The sequence below is a fragment of the Aureibacter tunicatorum genome (genome assembly GCF_036492635.1).
Classification (GTDB): domain Bacteria; phylum Bacteroidota; class Bacteroidia; order Cytophagales; family Cyclobacteriaceae; genus Aureibacter; species Aureibacter tunicatorum.
The window spans coordinates 266,783-285,175 of record NZ_AP025305.1; the positions used below are offsets into that span (position 1 = coordinate 266,783).

The following is an 18,393-nucleotide window of genomic DNA, read 5'->3' on the forward strand; positions in this document are numbered from 1 at the left end:
ATTATCGATACGATTCCAATGTAAGCTCTAATTGGAATCAAGATCTTTTGCAATTTACTAAATATATGGCGCCAATAGACTTATGGCTTGCATTAATTTGATCAAATGATAAGAGCAACCACTTTGACTTCAAAAGCATGCCACTTTTGTATATTGCGTACACAAAATTAAAAAATATTTGCATAACGGTGCATGAAAAATCTCTTATTTAGACTAATTTTGCATAAACAGAAACTTTAATCTTAATAGATGAAGATAAATATTTACAGGATTATAATTTGTTTATTGGCAGTTTTCATATCCACTGTGTCTCAGGCGCAAAGTGATTTGAAAATTTATGGAGTCGTAAAAAGTGCTGATGGCAATAATTTGGCAAATGCGGAGGTTTTTATTAAAAATTCATCAAGCGGAACCAAGACGGACTCCAAGGGGTATTATGAGATAAAAAGGCTAACAAAAGGATCTTATGAACTAGCGGCTTTCTATATGGGAATGAAGAGCGAAATGCAAAAGGTCACATTGCAAAATGTCGATGTGAAGCTGGATTTCGTATTGGAGGAAATTACCCAAAATCTAGATGCAGTGAATGTGACCGCGGAAAAGGAAGAGACTTTCGGCGTTAGAAGATTGAACGCAGTGGAAGGAGCTGCGATATATGAAGCTAAGAAGAATGAAGTTCTGGTGATGAAAGACATCAATGCCAATCTAGCCACAAACAATGCTAGACAAGTATTCTCAAAGGTTGCGGGCTTGAATATTTGGGAAAGCGATGGGGCTGGTCTTCAACTTGAGATAGGAGCGAGAGGCTTGAATCCAAAACGAACAGCGGAGTTTAACACCAGGCAAAATGGATATGACATAAGCGCTGATCCATTAGGCTATCCAGAGAGCTACTATACTCCTCCTGCTGAAGCTTTGCAAAGAGTAGAGGTAGTAAGGGGAGCTGCTTCCCTTCAATATGGTCCTCAATTTGGCGGAATGATAAATTTTGTGATGAAAGAAGGGCCTGAAGACAAGCCTGCTGAAGTAACAGCAAGACTTACCACGGGATCGTATGGCTTGCTTAATTCGTTTACAAGTTTGGGAGGAAAAGTAGGCAAATTAAAGCACTATTCTTTTTACAATTATAAGCAAGGAGGGAATTTTAGAGCGAACTCAGATTATGAGTATCATGCGGGATATACTAATTTGTCATATGATATTTCTGATAAGCTGAGCACAGGAATAGATGTGACTGTGATGAGGTATACAGCTCAACAACCGGGAGGCTTGACTGATGAGCAGTTTGAGGAAGATCCAACAATGGTTACCAGATCAAGAAATTGGTTTGATGTGGCATGGAACTTATTTAATTGGAATATTGATTATGAGTTCAATGATAGATTAAGGTTGAATTCAAGGACATTTATGTTGTTGGCTCACAGAAAGGCACTTGGAGTCTTGGAGACGGGCATAGATGCTGGAGTTGGGAGAACTCAAAGAGATCTGATGTGGGATGAGTACAACAATTGGGGAAATGAAACCAGATTGATTTATCAATACAGTACATTCGGACATCCATCCACTTTATTAGTGGGCACAAGGTACTTTTCAGGAGATTTGCATAGACGTCAAGGTTTTGGTCCTGATACGGAAGGAGCGGATTTTTGGTTTGACTATGAAGGGATCAATGCAGATATATTGCCTCCGGGAGATGTGAAGAATGACTATAGATTCCCAAATAAGAATTTTGCGGCATTTGCGGAGAATATATTCTTTTTGCATGACAAATTTAGCGTTACGCCGGGTATTAGGTTCGAGAGTTTTAAGACAAATGCAGAAGGTTATTATTACACGATTGTCGAGAATGATAGAACTGGAGAAATTGAGAGCGTAGAGAAATCGGATCCAGAGAGCAAGACATATCCTAGACAACTAATATTATTAGGTTTGGGGGCAAGTTACAAGCCTAGCGAGACTTTGGAGTTGTATGGAAATTTCTCACAAAATTATCGAGCGGTTAATTTCAATGACTTTAGAGTGGATAATCCCAACAAGGAAATCGATGAGAATATTCAAGATGAGAAAGGGTATAATGTTGATTTAGGACTCAGAGGTCAATTGGCAGGAAAATTGAGCTTTGACATCTCGGCATTTATGCTTTATTACAATAATAAGATTGGAAATATAAATCAGCAGAGCCAAAGAGGAAGCCATAGTGTGAATTTTGTTACGAATATTGGTTCGTCGAGGAATATTGGCTTGGAAACTTTCTTTGAGACGGATATTATTTCTTGGCTTAGAAGCGAGTCTGCATCGAAATTGAATATTTATTCAAATTTTACGATTTTAGACGCTAGATATGTGAATGTGACCAAGGGTTCTACAGACGGAGATATTGAAGGAAATCAGGTGGAAAATGTTCCGCCGATAATTTTCAGGTCGGGCTTGAGTTACGCTTATCGCAACTTTAAGTTGAGTTATCAATTTTCTTATACTGCCGAGCATTATACTGACGCGCAAAATTCAGGTGTTTTGCCTGCGTCACAAGGTTTGGTTGGGCCTATACCGAGCTATTATGTGATGGATTTGTCCTTGAAGTACAAGTATAATTGGCTTCAGGTAGAGACAGGAGTTAATAATTTGCTTGATGAGATGTATTTTACTCGCAGAGCCGATGGTTATCCGGGACCTGGAATTATCCCTGCCAATGGCCGCGCTTTTTATTTTGCTTTGCAAGTAAAGCTTCCTTAGTACAATGTTGAAGACTGGTTTATAGTTCTAGTATTTAGTTTTTTTGCTTTCTATGGAAGAAAATTGCTAAAATGCCGTTAAGCTAGAAGGGATTTAAAAGCCTTAACTTAATGATTGTAGGCTAAATGAATAATTTAATTGATCCCATTGCGTATTTCTTTTGTGATGATAGAAATCATCAGCTATTTTTACTTTTGAATTGAAATATTAAAATTGATTATATAGTGACGGCTTATAACGAAAAAGAAATGTCTTTTGTGGATCACCTTGAAGAATTGAGGTGGCATATTATCAGGGCATTGGTGTCCATTGTGGTTTTTTCCTTAGTGGCATTTCTTGCCAAAGACTTTGTGTTCAATAAGGTGATATTTGCACCTGGGGAGACTGATTTTTGGACATACCAGTTTCTTTGTAAAATTGGTTATTGTATTGAAGATCTTCCGTTTAGAGTAATAAACCGACATCCAACAGGACAGTTTACCATGCATATTATGTCCTCATTGGTGATTGGGATGATAATGGCTTTCCCTTATGCTTTTTGGGAAATTTGGAGATTCATTAGCCCAGGACTTTATGAAACGGAAAGAAGAGCGTCTAAAGGGGCTGTTTTCTTTGTTTCCTTTTTGTTTTTGCTAGGTGTTTTTTTTGGTTATTATATTGTAACTCCTCTATCGCTTAATTTTCTTTCGAACTATCAAGTGGATCCGTCAATCAAGAATGAGTTTGATTTGACAGCATATGTCTCAACCATGATTATGATGGTTTTGTCTTGCGCTATTATGTTCCAATTGCCTGTGGTGATATTCTTTCTTTCAAAGGCCGGTTTGGTAAGTCCTGCTTTCTTGAAACACTTTAGAAAGCATGCATTTATCGTTATCTTGATCATTTCGGCTATTATTACTCCTCCGGATATTATTAGCCAAGTGTTGATTGCTATGCCGCTGATGTTGTTGTATGAAGTGAGTATTGTGCTTTGCCATTGGGTGACGAAAAAGAAGGTGAAAGAAGAGTTGATGGTTAATAGCGATGACGATGAATATGACGTCAAACCATTGGATCAAGTTGAATAAGTTTGCGATGGCGTGAAAAAGGCTTTATCTTTACGCATAGTTTAAAGTGAATATTAAAAAATTAAATTCTCCATTTTATTATGGCAAAGAAAATAGCTATCGGAGGCGATCATGCATCACCAGAGTATAAAGAAGCAATCGTTGAGCAGTTGAAAGCTCAAGGGTATGAGGTAGAGGATTTTGGTACATATACCACTGATTCGTGCGATTATCCTGATTACGCGCATAAAGTAGCGAAAGCGGTAAACGATGGAGAGTTTGAGTTGGGAATATTAATTTGCGGAAGCGCTAACGGTGTTGCGATGACAGCTAATAAATATCCTAATGTTAGAGCTGGCTTGGCTTGGAATAGCGAGATTGTAGGGTTGATTCGTCAGCATAACGATGCAAACATACTTTGTGTTCCTGCTAGGTTTACTTCTAAGCCTCAAGCAATTGGAATGGTTGAGACTTTCTTGAGCACTGAGTTCGAAGGTGGCAGACATCAAAACCGAGTAAACAAGATACCTTTGAGCTGCTAGTTCATTGATATGCAAATAGATTAAAAGCCCCTTCCTCTATGGAGAAAGGGGCTTTTTTATTAATAAATTAGTTCTAAATTGTCCAGTGACAGTTGACTGCCTACATTGCCATTGAAGTTGTCGCCATCATAACTTGATGCCGCTACAACTGATATTTGATTTGGATAGGCGTAAGGCATACTGTAATAACCGGATTCTTTGAGAGGAGAGTCTGGTCTGACTTTGCTGTAATCTGGAGCTGACTCCGGAAGCTCGCCATAGATCAAGTCCATTTCTATGGTTTGCCATTCATTAATGGTAGCGCTGTTCCTGAACCACATCGTTCCAAGTCTATAAATATCGCCTGAGTTTTCATCTTTGACTTGCAGAAGGACATATATGTCGCATTGATCTGTGAAAGAAGGATCGCTTGCTGGAGAGTACATGAAGTCGAATTTAACTTTTCTTGGCCTTGCTTCTCCATAAGGCTTTCCGAATTCGGGAACAGGTTCGAATGGATTGGTGATATCTAGATCTCCTGTAAATAAACTGCTAGCGGCAAGTACTCCAACAATACGCTTTGTGGTCATCTGAGCGTAAAAATCACCAGGAGACCTTTCAATCATTTCGACGGTGGTGGTCCCTCCAATGATAGCTGTAGCTCCTTTGTCACTTGAAATCCATGGTGTTGTGTCGTCCTCTCCAGGTAGGATATAGCGACCAGCGCTGAACCAAGTGTTGAAATTGCTGAAAGGAACTTGCAAAGCATGTTGAGCCCTGACAGTCCAGTTGTAGTTTGTTCCCCCAGGCGTCGTAACCACAAAGTCTTGAGGTGTGGAGAAGTCAGTAACAGTTGTGATGTCTGGGCTGATACTTGAACCTGGTGATAGTTCCACTGATATGACATTGACTTCGGACTTTGATTGATCTATCGGTATAGTAAAGTCAACGATATTGACATTTTCGTCACTATAGATCACCGTTTCTCCAACCTGATTTTCTACTTCAAGATTTAAAATCAACCCTCTTTCTTCTTCTACAGTTACTGTCCATTCTGTGTCTATGCCTTCTTGATTCGTTACGGTAAAAACTTGAGGAGTGGTGAAATCATGCACTTCTGACTTGTTGGGCGTGTATGTTGATCCTTCGCTCACTTCTAGCGTGATGATATTGATGTTTTGAAGATCGCTTCCCTCTTGAACATATGCTAATACAGTTTTATTTTCAGCATTTATTGTTGATTCGCCTACTTGGTTTTCTATTTCGAATTCTATTATTTCTCCTTCTTGAATTTCAGTCATGATGGCTATCTTCCAGTCATAATCTTGATAAGTGGATAGCGTAAAAATCACAGTGTCGGTAAAGTCATGGACAGTATTGTAATCTGGAGTAATGGTAGCATCGCTGGGGTTTGTTAGAAACTCTATGATGGTGATATCGTCGATACTAACTGTGTCGCTGACGATAGCCGTCACTATTCTTTGATCATTATTTATTTCGGAATTTCCTACTTGTCCTGACACTCTAAATGAAGTGATGATACCTGGAACAATTGGACATTCGCAATCATTTTCAATGCAACTATTAAAAAGCAATACAATTAAGCTTAATGAAAAAAAGAGATGTTTACGGAATGGTTTGTTCACAATAGTAGTGTTTTGTTATGGTTGAAAAAGGTATATGGATACACCAAGGTTGAGTTGAAATAAGTTGACACTAAAGTTGCCTCTGCTCGTGACTTGTCTGGATTTTTCGACTTGGTTGGTGGTGGATCGGTCCCACTCTGTAATAAAACCCAATACACCTACTTGCACTTCGAACGCTATATTTTTATTAATAAAAGCAACCATGCCGGGAGTCATGCCGACTTCAAGCCTGAAAGAGTCCGTGTAAACGCAATCAACAGATTCTGCCTCTGTAGTGGTTTCTTTGCCTTGTCCCACAGCAAAGCCGATAAAGGTCTCGTTGAAAATCGCAAACCGTTTGCTTTTGCCTAAGGCAAGATAGTTTCGAATCATTGGAAAAAAGGTGAAGTTGTGGGATATTTCTTTCGTGACAACGAGATCTGTTCCGGAACTTGACTCATAAGTCCTTTCTCCTCCATTTCTTCGGTATGAAGCTCTTAAGCCTACCAAGAAATTGTCTTTTACGAAATAGCCTCCAAAAGGACTTACTTCATACCTGTAAGTATTTCCTTTGATTACATAGGTGATAAAGTTCTGGACGCTGTCTTGCTTTTTTGTGTTGTAACTGAAGTTTCCTCCAGCCAGCCAAGTTTTGCGGGGAATGAATGTCGGATCAGGCAATTTGCTTTTTTCCACTTTGCCTTGGGCAGTAGTTATTAAAGGGCTTAAGAAAATAAGAAAAAACAAGGGTATGAATTTCATTGAGTCTCTCTATAGTTTGAAAAATATAGAGAGCAAAAATGATGTAAAAAAATCAAGAGTTTTTAGATTGCATGCATTGCTTGTCAATACCAGAGTGAGAGCTCTGGTATTGGCTTATTTATTAGAAAATTGTTTTAATGACAGTCACTGCATCTGCAGCCTGGTTGAGGGTTGTTTTCATGAGGCCTTAACTTGCTTGTAGGTCCTTCTTCTCCCCCTCCTTTGATTGAGACTAGGGTGTTAAGATTAATAATTTTTGCTTTTGAAAGATCATCTAGATTTAATTTTTTCATATTGTAATGATTTAAATAAAAAATAAGTCTTTAAGAATATAACAATTTAATTTAACATTAAAAAATAATATTAATAAAATTATATATCTGCTTATATGGGCTATCGCTTATTTCAATCTCCTTTATTGCATGAATTTTTTGGATAGGCAGTGAGGAATGGTAAATAGATGGGTTATCCACAAGTTTTCCACAAAAGATATTTAGGGGTTTGAATTTTGAAAAAATACAGATAAACAATAGAAAAAATGAATAGAAACCCCCAAGTTTATCAACAGGTAGTGGATAAACTTGGGGATTTTATTGGTTTGAATAAAGTGAAGTTATTTTTTCGAAGGTTTGTCTTGTTTCCAATTTCCCTCAAATACTTTCTCTCCTTTAGGATTGAAAATTACCCCAAAACCATCTCTAAGGTTATTGGACCAGAAGCCTTCATATTTTTCTCCAGAATTGAAATAATATATGCCATAGCCCGTGCGGATTCCATCTTCAAAATTCCCTTCATAGCGATCGCCGTTTATCCAGCTGTATGTGCCTTCTCCATTTCTCTTGTTGTCTTTCCAATGGCCTTCGTAAAATCCTTTTTTTGCGAAAATAGCATACCCAAATCCATTAGCTTTGCCGCTAGAGACTTCACCGATGTAATTGATTGTTACGTCATCTTGGTTTTTAAACTGAAGTTTGTCTATCTCTTCGCCCTTCATGGCAAGTTCAAGTTGTAAATCGACGATCTCATTTTCAGTATGGAAGAGCTCATCTTCCAAATCTCCCTGATTGGATTCTAGTACTTGGTTATTATATATTAAATGTTTTACGCTATCATGAAGAACGGATTGGTTGTTCCTCAGGTACTTGATGATCTTGCGTTCGTTATGATATTTTTGCTCTAAGTCATTTATTTTTTCACATGAAGCCTCCTGTTGTCCTATGAAGTCCAATGCGAGTTTGGTATAAGCTGAAGAATTATAGATACTGTCCACTTGATGGAATAAATGAATGGCTTGCTCATATTCTTCCACTATCAATAGTGAGTCGGCTTCTAACTTAAGTTCAAGTAGTTTATTCTCAGTTTGAGTTTTCTCAAGCATGTTTATTTTCTTTTTTAGATGCTTGATGTGTTGATAAGTAAAATAACTTGCAATGCCTGCTAGTCCAAGGATGATTATATAGAGATACTTTTTCATAACCAATGATTTTATCTGACACATTATTAATATCCAAGGTTGACTTTTGGAATGTAGTTTTTGCCTTTCCTAACATCTAAGGCTACAAAAACATTGAATCTGAATATATGGCTGGTTCTATACTCATACCCGCTTGATTTTTGGCCTAGGGTCCACATATGCCCGGCAAATAGGGTGATGTTATTATTAAGAACATATCCGAATCCATTGTATGTTCTAAAGTCTTCAAATGGATTGTTGACGATAGATTTACCCGAATGCATAAAGATCTCTACACTTGGAGAAAAGTATAATGATTTCGTTGTAATTTCTTTTTTATTGATCGGCAGGTAGGTGAATAGCTTGTATCTGTACCTGTTGGTGTAATCGTATTCCGCGCCTACATCATTGTCTTTTTTCCATCTATGCTCGAATCGGAATTGATGATAAAGCTTGATATTATTTGTCAGTGGCATTTTGAATAGCCATTGGTGCCAAATTCTATGCTCCAGAGTAAAGTCTTCATATTCGTCATTCCCTGGGTCTGGACTATAATTTACGACTAAGGCTGGACCAATCACTGCTTCGAAATTTTCACTGAAAAAAATGTTCAAGCCAAATCTATTGTAAATTTGTCGAGGCCTTCCAACATAACTGGTGACATCATCCAGACTATTTCTAACTCTGTAATGATGCTCGGCATAGTATCCAAAGCGTTCTGAAAAACGTGCTTTTATGTAAAGTCCATTCCAAATGCCTGTTTCTTCAAGGTTGGTTTCGGATTGTTGCTGTCCATAAGTTGATAGAGAAAAAAGACATAGTAGTATGAACAGTACAAAAGTGGGCTGCTTCAGCATTTTTGTAAATAAGGTTATAATGAGTAGATCTGTTTCTTAGTGGTATTTTTTAGTGTGTGATAGTTTGACTTTGAAAACAAGCCAGTTTGATTTATTTGAAAATAAATATTTTGTCATGATAATGGCGTCTGGTTTTATTGAGTAAAAAATCAGGCATTTTATTGCTGAGAAGCATAAACACAATGACCTAATGGTAAAACGGGATACATATTAATTATTTTGTATACTCTCCCATTTATTACCCAAAGAACGATATTTTAGCTTTAATCAGCTATTTATTGTTTTTTGTGAAGTTAATTAATGTTAATTAATTGATTTGTAATTCGTTGATTGTGCTTTTTCATTTATTATTGATGTTTTGTGTAGTTGGTTTTGTCTAGGGTGTGAAAAGTAAAAGAGTGAGGCGCTTTTCCTTTTTGATTGAATCGATGAATGGGAAAGCAACCATTTTAAAAAAGGCATAAAAAAACTGAATGCGAAATGCACTCAGCTTTCTATTCTATGGAATAGTTTTAAATATTTTAGGCTTCCGCTGTTTCTCCATCAACATAGCTTTGGAGGTATGAATACTTTTCAGTAAGGGCTCCTTTTTTAGCTATAGTCGCTCTTAGTACAACTCCGTCAGTATCTTCTCCGATTAAAGATGGCAGAACTTGATCGATAAGATCTCTACCAAAGTCATTGGAAGCATTTCGAGGCAATTCGCAAGGTAAATTATCGACAGCCATTACAGTTACATTTTTAGGATCGCTGTACGCTGGAGCTTCGTCATCTTTGGATGCTACAAAATCATAAACCGGGTCAGCAATAGTGCTCGGACGAATAGTGCTAGGAATCGATCCTTTGATATCGCAAGTAATATCAGCGATAACTTTGATATTAAAGTTATCTTCAAGCATGTCTTCTCTTGTGAATAACACTGGAGCTTCTGGCGCCCAGTATGCTCCTGCGATCAATAAGTCTGTTTGAGGAAGGAATCTCTGGAAATCACTTTCGTAACCCTCAGGGTTTGTATAGAATTCATCAAAATTGAATTCTGCTCCGTCTGTTCTTTTGTTATAATCATTAACATTAAGCTGAGCATATACTGGCTCGTCAAATGTTTGAGTCAGATATTCATCCACGCTTACTTTTTTGATGCCTGCTTGGTCAAGGACTTCCAAAGCGCCGCTGGAAACTCTACCAGCTCCCGTTACTGCGATTTTGATCGCAGGAAGCTTTACTTTTGCAAATTCCGTTTTTAGATCTTCCAAGTCAAAGCATTCGTGTGAAGCTCTTAACTTGTAAAGGTCGAATTTCTCTCCGTATGTTTTAAGACCATTGTATGCTCCCACGATACCAGCGTATCTACCGAATGCGACTACTCTAGCGCCAGTCGGGTTGGTAAGCGTTTCATAATCTATTAAAGTGATATTCTTGTCTAGTACAGCTCTTAGCAGGTTTCTGTTGTAAGGCTGAGCTTTGATGGTATGCGAGAAGAAGAAGTAGGTTTTATTCTCGATAAGATTTTCAATAGGAACTTCTTTCACACCAAACAATACGTCGCAATCGCTTACATCGTTGGTTATCTCTCTCCCCTCTTTGGCGTAATCCTCGTCTTTGAAACATCTGATATCGCTCGATTGCACTTTGATGCTTACTTGGTCGAATTTCTCAAGAATTTCTGATGTTTGCTCAGGCGTGAAAGGAACTCTCCTGTCTATAGGAATTTTACCTTCTTTAATAATTCCAATTTTCATATATAAATCAATTTTATTGGATGGGTCAATTACTAATATCCAAAAATATGGATATTTTGTTAACAAACAAGCGACTCATGCATGAATGCTACAAGACCTTGGAGAAGGTAAAATGATGCAGGGATTAAGAGTTTATATCCAAATCTTTTTGCAGATAAGAGATCAAGTCGCTCATTTGGCCTGACTTGCAAGCTTTGATGAAGTTTTTGTAACCTTGCATGCTTTGTGCATGGTCAACTTGAAAACGTTCTTGTTTTTCGACTAATCTTTTTTTCGCTCTGTCAAGAATCTTGCGACAATTTTCAGCCTTCTTTTCCATGATTTCAGAGATGTCCTGATAGTCGAAGTTGAAAATCTCTCGTAGCAGATAAACGCCTCTTTCGGAAGCATTTAGCTTTTTCATCAATACATTGAAAGCTTCAGGCAATTCTTTTTCAAAATCGATCTTAGGCAGCTCCAAATCCAAGTGCAACTCAGGCATTTTAGGCAAGAAAGAGCATTCTGTTTTCACTTCTTGCTTGTGAGATGCTTTCTGAACCTTGTTGATGCAATTGTTCTTGACAGCTCTTAGCAAGTAAGACTTGGCATTCTCCACTTTGCTGTTATCCACCTTGAACCACTTCAAGAAAGTGTCTTGGACAGCGTCTTCAGCGTCTTTCATATTGCCTAGCATTTCGTGCGCAAGAGCTAGCATCATAGGTCTGTATTGAAGAACGGCATCTGTAGAATTCACTTGTATTTTAATTTTTAAGAGAAAAAAAATTGATTGTTATTCAATCAATGCTTTGAACAAAAGTAGTGATTCTCTACGAATTTACCCCTTCAGGTTTCCATCTTTTTTTTAATTTTTTCTTGAATGACCTTCTGCACAGGCACTTTATTAATCTTGCTTTCCAGCCAGGAGATGATGTCAAAGTAGATAAAGGCCCTTCTTTCAAATGGAATTTCCTTGAGCTCGAGCATTTGGCTGAGCAGCTCCTTGAAAGCTTCATCCAATTCATTTTTTTGAATAATCATCAACTTTCTAAGAAATTTCATGATGTTTCTTTGGTAGAAATTAATGTCTTCTTTTTTGATCAAGAATCGATATGTCGAACGGATGTAGTATTCCACTAAATCGACATTTTCCATCTCGTAGTGGCAGATCAAATTAAGGATTCTGGCAAAGCCTTGAATATCCGCTCTTAAGTCCACCTCATTGTTATTGATGATCTTGTTCAGCCAATGAGCGGCCTTGCTATATTCGCTGTTTCCAATATACATGCAGGCAAACTTGTAGTAGAAAACCATGATATTGTGTCTGTCCAGTTTCCTTGAATGTATTTGAAGTTCTTCCTGAATTTTTTGAATGATCTCTACGCCATTGGTAAAATCTCCTCTTAGAAAATAATAGTTGATTTTATGAGTTGAGGTGTATTTGAATAACTGAAGACTGATATTTTCTGTCAGTGTCAAGCCTTTCAAATTCCTTATATTTTCCAGATCGCTGAGGCAATTCATGAATTGCTCAAATTGTCTTTTTTTGTAATGCCCTAAAAGTTGGTTGTTGATTCCCTTAATATACATTTCAACTTTCGGGACTTTATATTCTTCATATTCGTCAAAAAGCCTTACCCATTTATTTGCGTAATCGAGACCTTTGTCAAATTCCTGCACATAGTATAAATAGCTTACCATAGCGCTATACAGATACATCTTCTCATCCGCCGAGAGGTCCGCTTCATTGTATTCGGGTGTTTTGTCGACAAACATGCTTCTGAATTTGTCATATTCAGCTGCATTTCTAATAAATCCGGTATTTAGATAAAGTGAATAGAATTTGTTGTAAAGATTGGAAAATTGGTATACTTGGCCAATTTTACGCTGTATTTGCTCGGATTCGGCGCTTAGCTGAGTCACCTGTTTGGCTATGTCAGGTCTTATCAGTTTCATGGCTAGCTTTTTTTCTTGTTCCAAGATATGCAGTAGCAGTATTGTCTTGTCAGCGCTCTGAGCCATTTTTTTTGCTTTTCGAAGCAATTTGATAGATTGCTTGTAGAGGCATTTGTTGTATAGTATTGTGCTTTCGTCAATGAGAGCTCTTATTTGCAAATCGTGGTCATTGTCGGAATTTAGACCTCTTAGTTGTTTAAGAACTTGTTTGTAAAGATGCGCCTTAATATTTGAGATTTGTCCACTCTTGATGTGCGGATTTTTTTTTAGAAATGATTTTTCATCCAAACTCTTGTTGCGGTCTATATGATCGAACATCAGCATGAAATTAGCCTTCTCATTGGACTTGATATTCAAAGAGTGTAGTTTGAAATACCTTTTTTCCGACTTTGTCAGTGAATTTATCAACTGAATCAAGGCGTTTGAAATCTCTTTGGGCATCGTATTTATATTTTAGTGTAATTATTATAAAGTTAGCATTTATAGGGGAATGGGCAAGCCTTAAAGTCGATTGAACATCGTAAAAATGGTTAATATTTGTTTTACGGATGAAATTAAGAATCATACTTTGCATTGGAAATCATAATAATCATAGTCAAACGTAAATATCTAAATCCATTTTCTATGAGCGATAAAGTCTATATTTTCGACACGACCCTAAGAGACGGGGAACAAGTACCGGGATGTCAGTTGAATACTGAGGAGAAAATCCAGATAGCCAAAGCTCAGGAAGAGCTCGGCGTGGACATCATTGAAGCAGGGTTTCCGATTTCCAGTCCTGGAGACTTTAACTCTGTGGTTGAAATCTCCAAGGCGGTGACAAATCCGATCGTATGTGGACTGACAAGAGCTGTGGAAAAGGATATTGACGTGGCTGCGGAAGCGTTGAAATATGCCAAAAGACCAAGAATACACACGGGTATCGGTGCTTCGGACATTCATATTCAGCATAAATTAAGATCGACGAGAGACGAAATCCTTGAAAGGGGTGTGAGAGCTGTAAAGCATGCTAAGAAGTATGTGGAGGATGTTGAGTTTTATGCGGAAGATGCGGGAAGAGCTGATCTTGAATACTTGGCTAGAATGGTAGAAGCTGTGATTGCGGCGGGAGCTACTGTGGTGAATATTCCTGATACAACTGGATTTAACTTGCCATGGGTATTTGGAGAGAAGATTAAATTTCTGAAAGAGAATGTTAAGAATATAGACAATGCGATTATCTCAGTGCATTGCCATAATGACCTAGGTTTGGCTACAGCGAATTCTATCGCTGGTGTTGAAAACGGAGCTAGACAAATCGAGGTTACGATGAATGGAATTGGAGAGAGAGCTGGTAATACATCGCTCGAAGAAGTCGTGATGATTATGAATTGTCACAAGGCGATGAATGTGCATACGGATATCGCTACTGAGAGAATTTACCCAATGAGCAAGTTGGTGGAAAGGTTGATGAGAATGCCTGTTCAACCAAATAAGGCTATTGTAGGTTCCAATGCATTTTCGCATTCATCAGGAATACATCAGGATGGATTTTTAAAGAATAAGGAAAATTACGAAATTATAGATCCTTCAGTTGTAGGAGCTGATACATCTAAAATTATCTTGACAGCAAGAAGCGGAAGACATGCGCTGAAGCATAGAATGGAGAGAATTGGCTACATCTATGGGCAAGAGGATTTGAATGATGTTTATCAACAGTTTTTGAATATGGCTGATGAGAGGAAACAAATAGAAGATGCTGACCTTAAGGAGCTTGCTGAAGCTTTTGATAAAGTCAGATCAGCATCAGTGTAAGAAGGATCGAGAGTAATTTTTCAAAAATAAAGCATTATAAATTGACACCACAAGATAATAATAGCCCAAAGACTTTGTTCGATAAGGTATGGGATTCGCACGTTGTTGAGGAGATTAAAGATGGACCTCAGGTATTGTACATAGATAAGCACTTGATTCACGAGGTGACAAGCCCTCAGGCTTTTGCTGGTATTGAAAATAGAGGAGTGCCTTTGTTTCGTCCTGAGCAGATAGTTGCTACCGCTGATCATAATGTGCCAACGAAAGATCAGCACATGCCTATCGTGGAAGCGCTAAGCAGAAAGCAAGTGGAGAAACTTACTGAAAACTGCGAAAAGCATGGAGTGGAGCTATATGGGCTTGGACATCCCTACCAAGGTATTGTCCACGTGATCGGACCAGAGCTGGGTATCACTCAGCCGGGAATGACCATGGTATGTGGTGATAGCCATACGTCTACGCATGGAGCTTTTGGTAGCATTGCTTTTGGTATTGGAACGAGTCAAGTGGAGCAGGTAATGGCTACGCAGTGTTTGTTGCAAAATAAGCCGAAGTCAATGAAGATCGAAGTTAACGGCGAGCTAAAAGAAGGAGTGGGAGCGAAGGATATAATCCTTTACATTATCTCTAAGATTTCGACTTCTGGAGGCACAGGTTATTTTGTGGAATATGCCGGCGATGCTATCCGTCAGCTGAGCATGGAGGAAAGAATGACAGTATGTAATATGAGCATCGAAATGGGTGCTCGCGGAGGAATGATTGCTCCGGATGATATTACATTTGATTATATCAAGGGTAGAGAATTTGCTCCTCAAGGAGAGGCTTTTGAAGAGGCTGTAGAAGAGTGGAGACAGTTAACTACTGACGAAGGAGCAGAGTTTGATTGTGTGTTGACATATGATGCCGCTGATATTGAGGCGATGATTACTTACGGTACAAATCCAGGTATGGGCATCAAAGTTACTGACAATATTCCAACAGTGGAAGATGTGGAGGAAAGTAATGTCGACAGCTTCAAAAATGCATTGAATTACATGGGATTTGAAGGAGGACAATCTTTGATCGACTTCCCTGTGAATTATGTGTTTGTTGGAAGTTGCACAAACTCTCGTATTGAAGACTTGAGGGAGGTGGCTGAATATGTAAAAGGCAAGAAAAAAGCAGATAATGTAACTGCTTTGATTGTGCCGGGATCCAAGCAAGTTGAAAAGCAAGCTAAGGAAGAAGGTATTGACAAGGTACTGGAAGAAGCTGGTTTTGAACTTAGAGAACCGGGATGTTCAGCATGTCTTGCGATGAATGAAGATAAAGTTCCTAAAGGAGAATATTGCGTTTCTACTTCCAATAGAAACTTCGAAGGAAGACAAGGACCGGGCTCCAGAACTTTACTTGCTAGTCCATTGATGGCCGCTGCGGTTGCTGTAAATGGCAAGATTGTAAACCCACTTGACAACTAATTCATCACTTTTAAGCAGAGACAAAAATGGAAAAATTTGAAAAAATAAACTCAAGACCAACACCGATTGCTATAGAGGATATCGATACAGACCAGATCATTCCTGCTCGCTTCTTGAAAGTGACGACAAGAGAAGGGTTTGGAAACAATTTGTTCAGAGATTGGAGATTCAATGCAGACGATACACCTAAGGAAGGTTTTATATTGAACCAAAGCCAATACGAAGGAAATAAGATCTTAGTAGCTGGAAGAAATTTTGGATGCGGATCGAGTAGAGAACATGCCGCTTGGGCTCTGTATGATTACGGATTCAGAGTGGTGGTGTCATCATTCTTTGCTGATATCTTCAAAGGAAATGCTTTGAATAATGGGTTGTTGCCAGTGCAGGTAAGCGATACGTTTTTAAAAGAAATTTTTAAAAGCTTGGAGAGTAATCCAGAAACTTCTATCGAGGTTGATTTGGAAGAGCAAGTGATCCGCATCGAAGGAACGGATTTATCGGAGAATTTTGAGATAAATATTTATAAGAAGACTTGTTTGCTTAACGGGTATGACGATATCGATTATATCTTAAGCATCAAGGATAAGATCGAAGCTTTTGAGCAAAACAGAAAGCAGAAGATCGCTAATGTATAGAGAGTAAGGAGAGAGAAAAGAGCGTTTGTGAGACGGGAAACGCCTTGCTCGCAGGCCTCTTTCTTATGTTCTTTAGAGATATTATGAGCAGCTCCTTTTGGAGCTGCTTATGCTTTTTAAAATGAATTCGAAAATATTAAATATAATATAAATGAAAAAGATAGCTGTATTGCCTGGTGATGGTATCGGACCAGAAGTAGTAAAACAAGCGATTAAAGCTTTGGACGCTGTGGCAGAAGTTTATAATCACGAATTTGAATATAAAGAGGCATTGGTGGGAGCTTCTGCAATTGATGCGGTAGGTGATCCATTCCCGGCGGAGACTCAAGAAGTATGCGAGACTTCGGATGCCATTCTTTTTGGAGCTATCGGAGACCCTAAGTATGACAATGACCCTAAGGCAAAAGTTAGACCTGAGCAAGGTTTGTTGAGGATGAGAAAAGTGTTGGGTCTTTTCTGCAATATCAGACCAGTTACTTCTTACAAGATATTGGAAAATGCTTCGCCACTGAAGCCGGAAATAATCAGCGGTGTGGATTTCGTTGTATTCAGAGAGCTAACAGGAGGTATCTATTTTGGAGAGCCAAGAGGAAGAAGCGAGAATGGCGAGACCGCATTTGACTCAATGGTTTACAGCAAAGAGGAGATCAAAAGAGTGAGTCGTTTTGCTTTTGAAGCGGCGGGTAGAAGAAAGAAAAAATTGACTTTGATAGATAAGGCTAATGTGCTTGCAACATCAAGGCTTTGGAGAGAGACAGTTAAAGAATTAGGCGAAGCAGAATATCCTGAAATTGAGATTGAATACATCTTTGTGGATAATGCGGCTATGCAGATGATTCAAAATCCAGCTCAGTTTGATGTTTGTCTTACTGGAAATATGTTTGGAGACATCATCACCGATGAAGCTTCAGTGATTACTGGTTCTTTAGGTTTGTTGCCTTCAGCTTCAGTTGGTAATAAGATTGGATTGTATGAGCCTATTCACGGTTCTTTCCCTCAGGGTGCTGGAAAAAATATCGCCAACCCTGTGGCTACGATTTTGTCGGCGGCAATGCTTCTAGAAACTTCATTTGGCATGGCAGAAGAAGCAAAGTCTATTAGAGATGCTGTGGAGCAAACATTGAATGAGAGTATTGTAACACCAGATATCAAAGCAGAAAAACATTATACTACTGAAGAGGTAGGTGATGCAATTGCTGAAATTATTAAGCAAAAAGTTTCAGCGTAATTATAACTATAATTGTTGTTTTGAGAAAATGCCGCTTTGAGTACATCAAAGTGGCATTTTTCTTAAAAAGAAACTGTATCAATTATCGTAATCATTTTTGGCTATTTTAGATATTTGCCCTTCCACAATATTAGCCATTTCATCCAGCGTTGGATTAATGCTTAAAATCTTGAAGTTTTCATCCAATATCAACAGACTAGGAATCTGCTTTACATGATACTCTTGGGAGAAAGGCGAGTTAAAACCCAGTCCGTCGCTGATTTGAATCCAATTGATTCGATTTTGACTGATGGCTCTTTTCCAGTCTTTGATGGAATCGTCGAGACTAAATCCTACAACCGCTAAACCCTCATTTTTTAATACTCTGTACATCGGACGAATTGATTCTTTAGCTTGTTCTATTGAATATTCGTTCCATGAAGCCCAAAACTGCAAGATGATTACTTTGGCTTCGATTTCATAGAGAATTACGGTTTCTCCTTTGGTGTTTTGACCCAAAATGTTCGGAGCCAGCATGCCTTCTTTTAGTTTTTCTTCTTGAGCTAAGGAGCTGAAACTCCATAGAATTCCCACAAACAATAATATCAAACTTCTCACAATCATCATCT

Annotated in this window: 15 protein-coding genes; 7 read left to right on the top strand and 8 right to left on the bottom strand. The window is 38.3% G+C overall.

All coding sequences use genetic code 11. The features are described from left to right. Positions 1-249 precede the first annotated feature (249 nt). From AABK36_RS00990 to rpiB, 3 genes are all read left to right on the top strand, one after another. A complete protein-coding gene (locus AABK36_RS00990; protein ID WP_309937150.1) occupies positions 250-2,733 on the top strand; it encodes a TonB-dependent receptor in 2,484 nt (827 codons plus the stop codon). A gap of 224 nt (positions 2,734-2,957) precedes the next feature. Then, on the top strand, positions 2,958-3,803 hold the full coding sequence (gene tatC, locus AABK36_RS00995; RefSeq protein ID WP_374709113.1) for a twin-arginine translocase subunit TatC: 846 nt from the start codon (positions 2,958-2,960) through the stop codon (positions 3,801-3,803). An 80-nt stretch (positions 3,804-3,883) separates the two neighbouring features. Continuing rightward, the gene (gene rpiB, locus AABK36_RS01000) at positions 3,884-4,324 is read left to right on the top strand and encodes a ribose 5-phosphate isomerase B (RefSeq protein ID WP_309937151.1); all 441 of its coding nucleotides are present in this window, start codon (positions 3,884-3,886) and stop codon (positions 4,322-4,324) included. A gap of 59 nt (positions 4,325-4,383) precedes the next feature. Here rpiB and AABK36_RS01005 read toward each other — a convergent pair whose 3' ends face one another. From AABK36_RS01005 to AABK36_RS01035, 7 genes are all read right to left on the bottom strand, one after another. Next, a complete protein-coding gene (locus AABK36_RS01005; RefSeq protein WP_309937152.1) occupies positions 4,384-5,949 on the bottom strand; it encodes a PCMD domain-containing protein in 1,566 nt (521 codons plus the stop codon). 15 nt (positions 5,950-5,964) lie between these two features. Further along, on the bottom strand, positions 5,965-6,690 hold the full coding sequence (locus tag AABK36_RS01010; protein ID WP_309937153.1) for a hypothetical protein: 726 nt from the start codon (positions 6,688-6,690) through the stop codon (positions 5,965-5,967). Positions 6,691-7,303: 613 nt separating this feature from the next. Then, the gene (locus AABK36_RS01015) at positions 7,304-8,164 is read right to left on the bottom strand and encodes an MORN repeat-containing protein (protein WP_309937155.1); all 861 of its coding nucleotides are present in this window, start codon (positions 8,162-8,164) and stop codon (positions 7,304-7,306) included. A gap of 26 nt (positions 8,165-8,190) precedes the next feature. Continuing rightward, complete coding sequence (locus tag AABK36_RS01020) at positions 8,191-9,000, bottom strand: DUF2490 domain-containing protein (RefSeq protein WP_309937156.1); 810 nt, start codon at positions 8,998-9,000, stop codon at positions 8,191-8,193. A 521-nt stretch (positions 9,001-9,521) separates the two neighbouring features. Then, positions 9,522-10,739, bottom strand: coding sequence for an NAD(P)-dependent oxidoreductase (locus tag AABK36_RS01025; RefSeq protein WP_309937157.1), 1,218 nt, complete (start codon positions 10,737-10,739; stop codon positions 9,522-9,524). Positions 10,740-10,863: 124 nt separating this feature from the next. Then, on the bottom strand, positions 10,864-11,472 hold the full coding sequence (locus AABK36_RS01030) for a sigma-70 family RNA polymerase sigma factor (RefSeq protein ID WP_309937158.1): 609 nt from the start codon (positions 11,470-11,472) through the stop codon (positions 10,864-10,866). A gap of 89 nt (positions 11,473-11,561) precedes the next feature. Then, positions 11,562-13,112: a hypothetical protein gene (locus AABK36_RS01035; RefSeq protein WP_309937159.1), complete on the bottom strand. Its 1,551-nt coding sequence runs from the start codon at positions 13,110-13,112 to the stop codon at positions 11,562-11,564. Between the two features lie 183 nt (positions 13,113-13,295). Here AABK36_RS01035 and AABK36_RS01040 point away from each other — a divergent pair, with 183 nt between their 5' ends. The 4 genes from AABK36_RS01040 (at position 13,296) to leuB (ending at position 17,785) form a co-directional block, all read left to right on the top strand. After that, complete coding sequence (locus tag AABK36_RS01040; RefSeq protein WP_309937161.1) at positions 13,296-14,465, top strand: 2-isopropylmalate synthase; 1,170 nt, start codon at positions 13,296-13,298, stop codon at positions 14,463-14,465. Positions 14,466-14,506: 41 nt separating this feature from the next. Further along, positions 14,507-15,922, top strand: coding sequence for a 3-isopropylmalate dehydratase large subunit (gene leuC, locus AABK36_RS01045; protein ID WP_309937162.1), 1,416 nt, complete (start codon positions 14,507-14,509; stop codon positions 15,920-15,922). A 26-nt stretch (positions 15,923-15,948) separates the two neighbouring features. Then, on the top strand, positions 15,949-16,557 hold the full coding sequence (leuD, locus tag AABK36_RS01050) for a 3-isopropylmalate dehydratase small subunit (RefSeq protein WP_309937163.1): 609 nt from the start codon (positions 15,949-15,951) through the stop codon (positions 16,555-16,557). A gap of 151 nt (positions 16,558-16,708) precedes the next feature. Then, the gene (leuB, locus tag AABK36_RS01055; protein ID WP_309937164.1) at positions 16,709-17,785 is read left to right on the top strand and encodes a 3-isopropylmalate dehydrogenase; all 1,077 of its coding nucleotides are present in this window, start codon (positions 16,709-16,711) and stop codon (positions 17,783-17,785) included. Between the two features lie 78 nt (positions 17,786-17,863). Here the strand turns inward: leuB and AABK36_RS01060 are convergent, their stop codons facing one another. Then, on the bottom strand, positions 17,864-18,382 hold the full coding sequence (locus AABK36_RS01060; protein WP_309937165.1) for a peroxiredoxin family protein: 519 nt from the start codon (positions 18,380-18,382) through the stop codon (positions 17,864-17,866). Positions 18,383-18,393: the final 11 nt, after the last annotated feature.

Bases quoted from the DNA above. Each gene is read 5' to 3' on its own strand.
- AABK36_RS01035 (WP_309937159.1), bottom strand. From the start codon at position 13,112: ATGCCCAAAGAGATTTCAAACGCCTTGATTCAGTTGATAAATTCACTG.
- AABK36_RS01010 (WP_309937153.1), bottom strand. From the start codon at position 6,690: ATGAAATTCATACCCTTGTTTTTTCTTATTTTCTTAAGCCCTTTAATA.
- rpiB (WP_309937151.1), top strand. From the start codon at position 3,884: ATGGCAAAGAAAATAGCTATCGGAGGCGATCATGCATCACCAGAGTAT.
- AABK36_RS01015 (WP_309937155.1), bottom strand. From the start codon at position 8,164: ATGAAAAAGTATCTCTATATAATCATCCTTGGACTAGCAGGCATTGCA.
- AABK36_RS01040 (WP_309937161.1), top strand. From the start codon at position 13,296: ATGAGCGATAAAGTCTATATTTTCGACACGACCCTAAGAGACGGGGAA.
- AABK36_RS01025 (WP_309937157.1), bottom strand. From the start codon at position 10,739: ATGAAAATTGGAATTATTAAAGAAGGTAAAATTCCTATAGACAGGAGA.
- leuB (WP_309937164.1), top strand. From the start codon at position 16,709: ATGAAAAAGATAGCTGTATTGCCTGGTGATGGTATCGGACCAGAAGTA.
- AABK36_RS00990 (WP_309937150.1), top strand. From the start codon at position 250: ATGAAGATAAATATTTACAGGATTATAATTTGTTTATTGGCAGTTTTC.
- leuD (WP_309937163.1), top strand. From the start codon at position 15,949: ATGGAAAAATTTGAAAAAATAAACTCAAGACCAACACCGATTGCTATA.
- AABK36_RS01020 (WP_309937156.1), bottom strand. From the start codon at position 9,000: ATGCTGAAGCAGCCCACTTTTGTACTGTTCATACTACTATGTCTTTTT.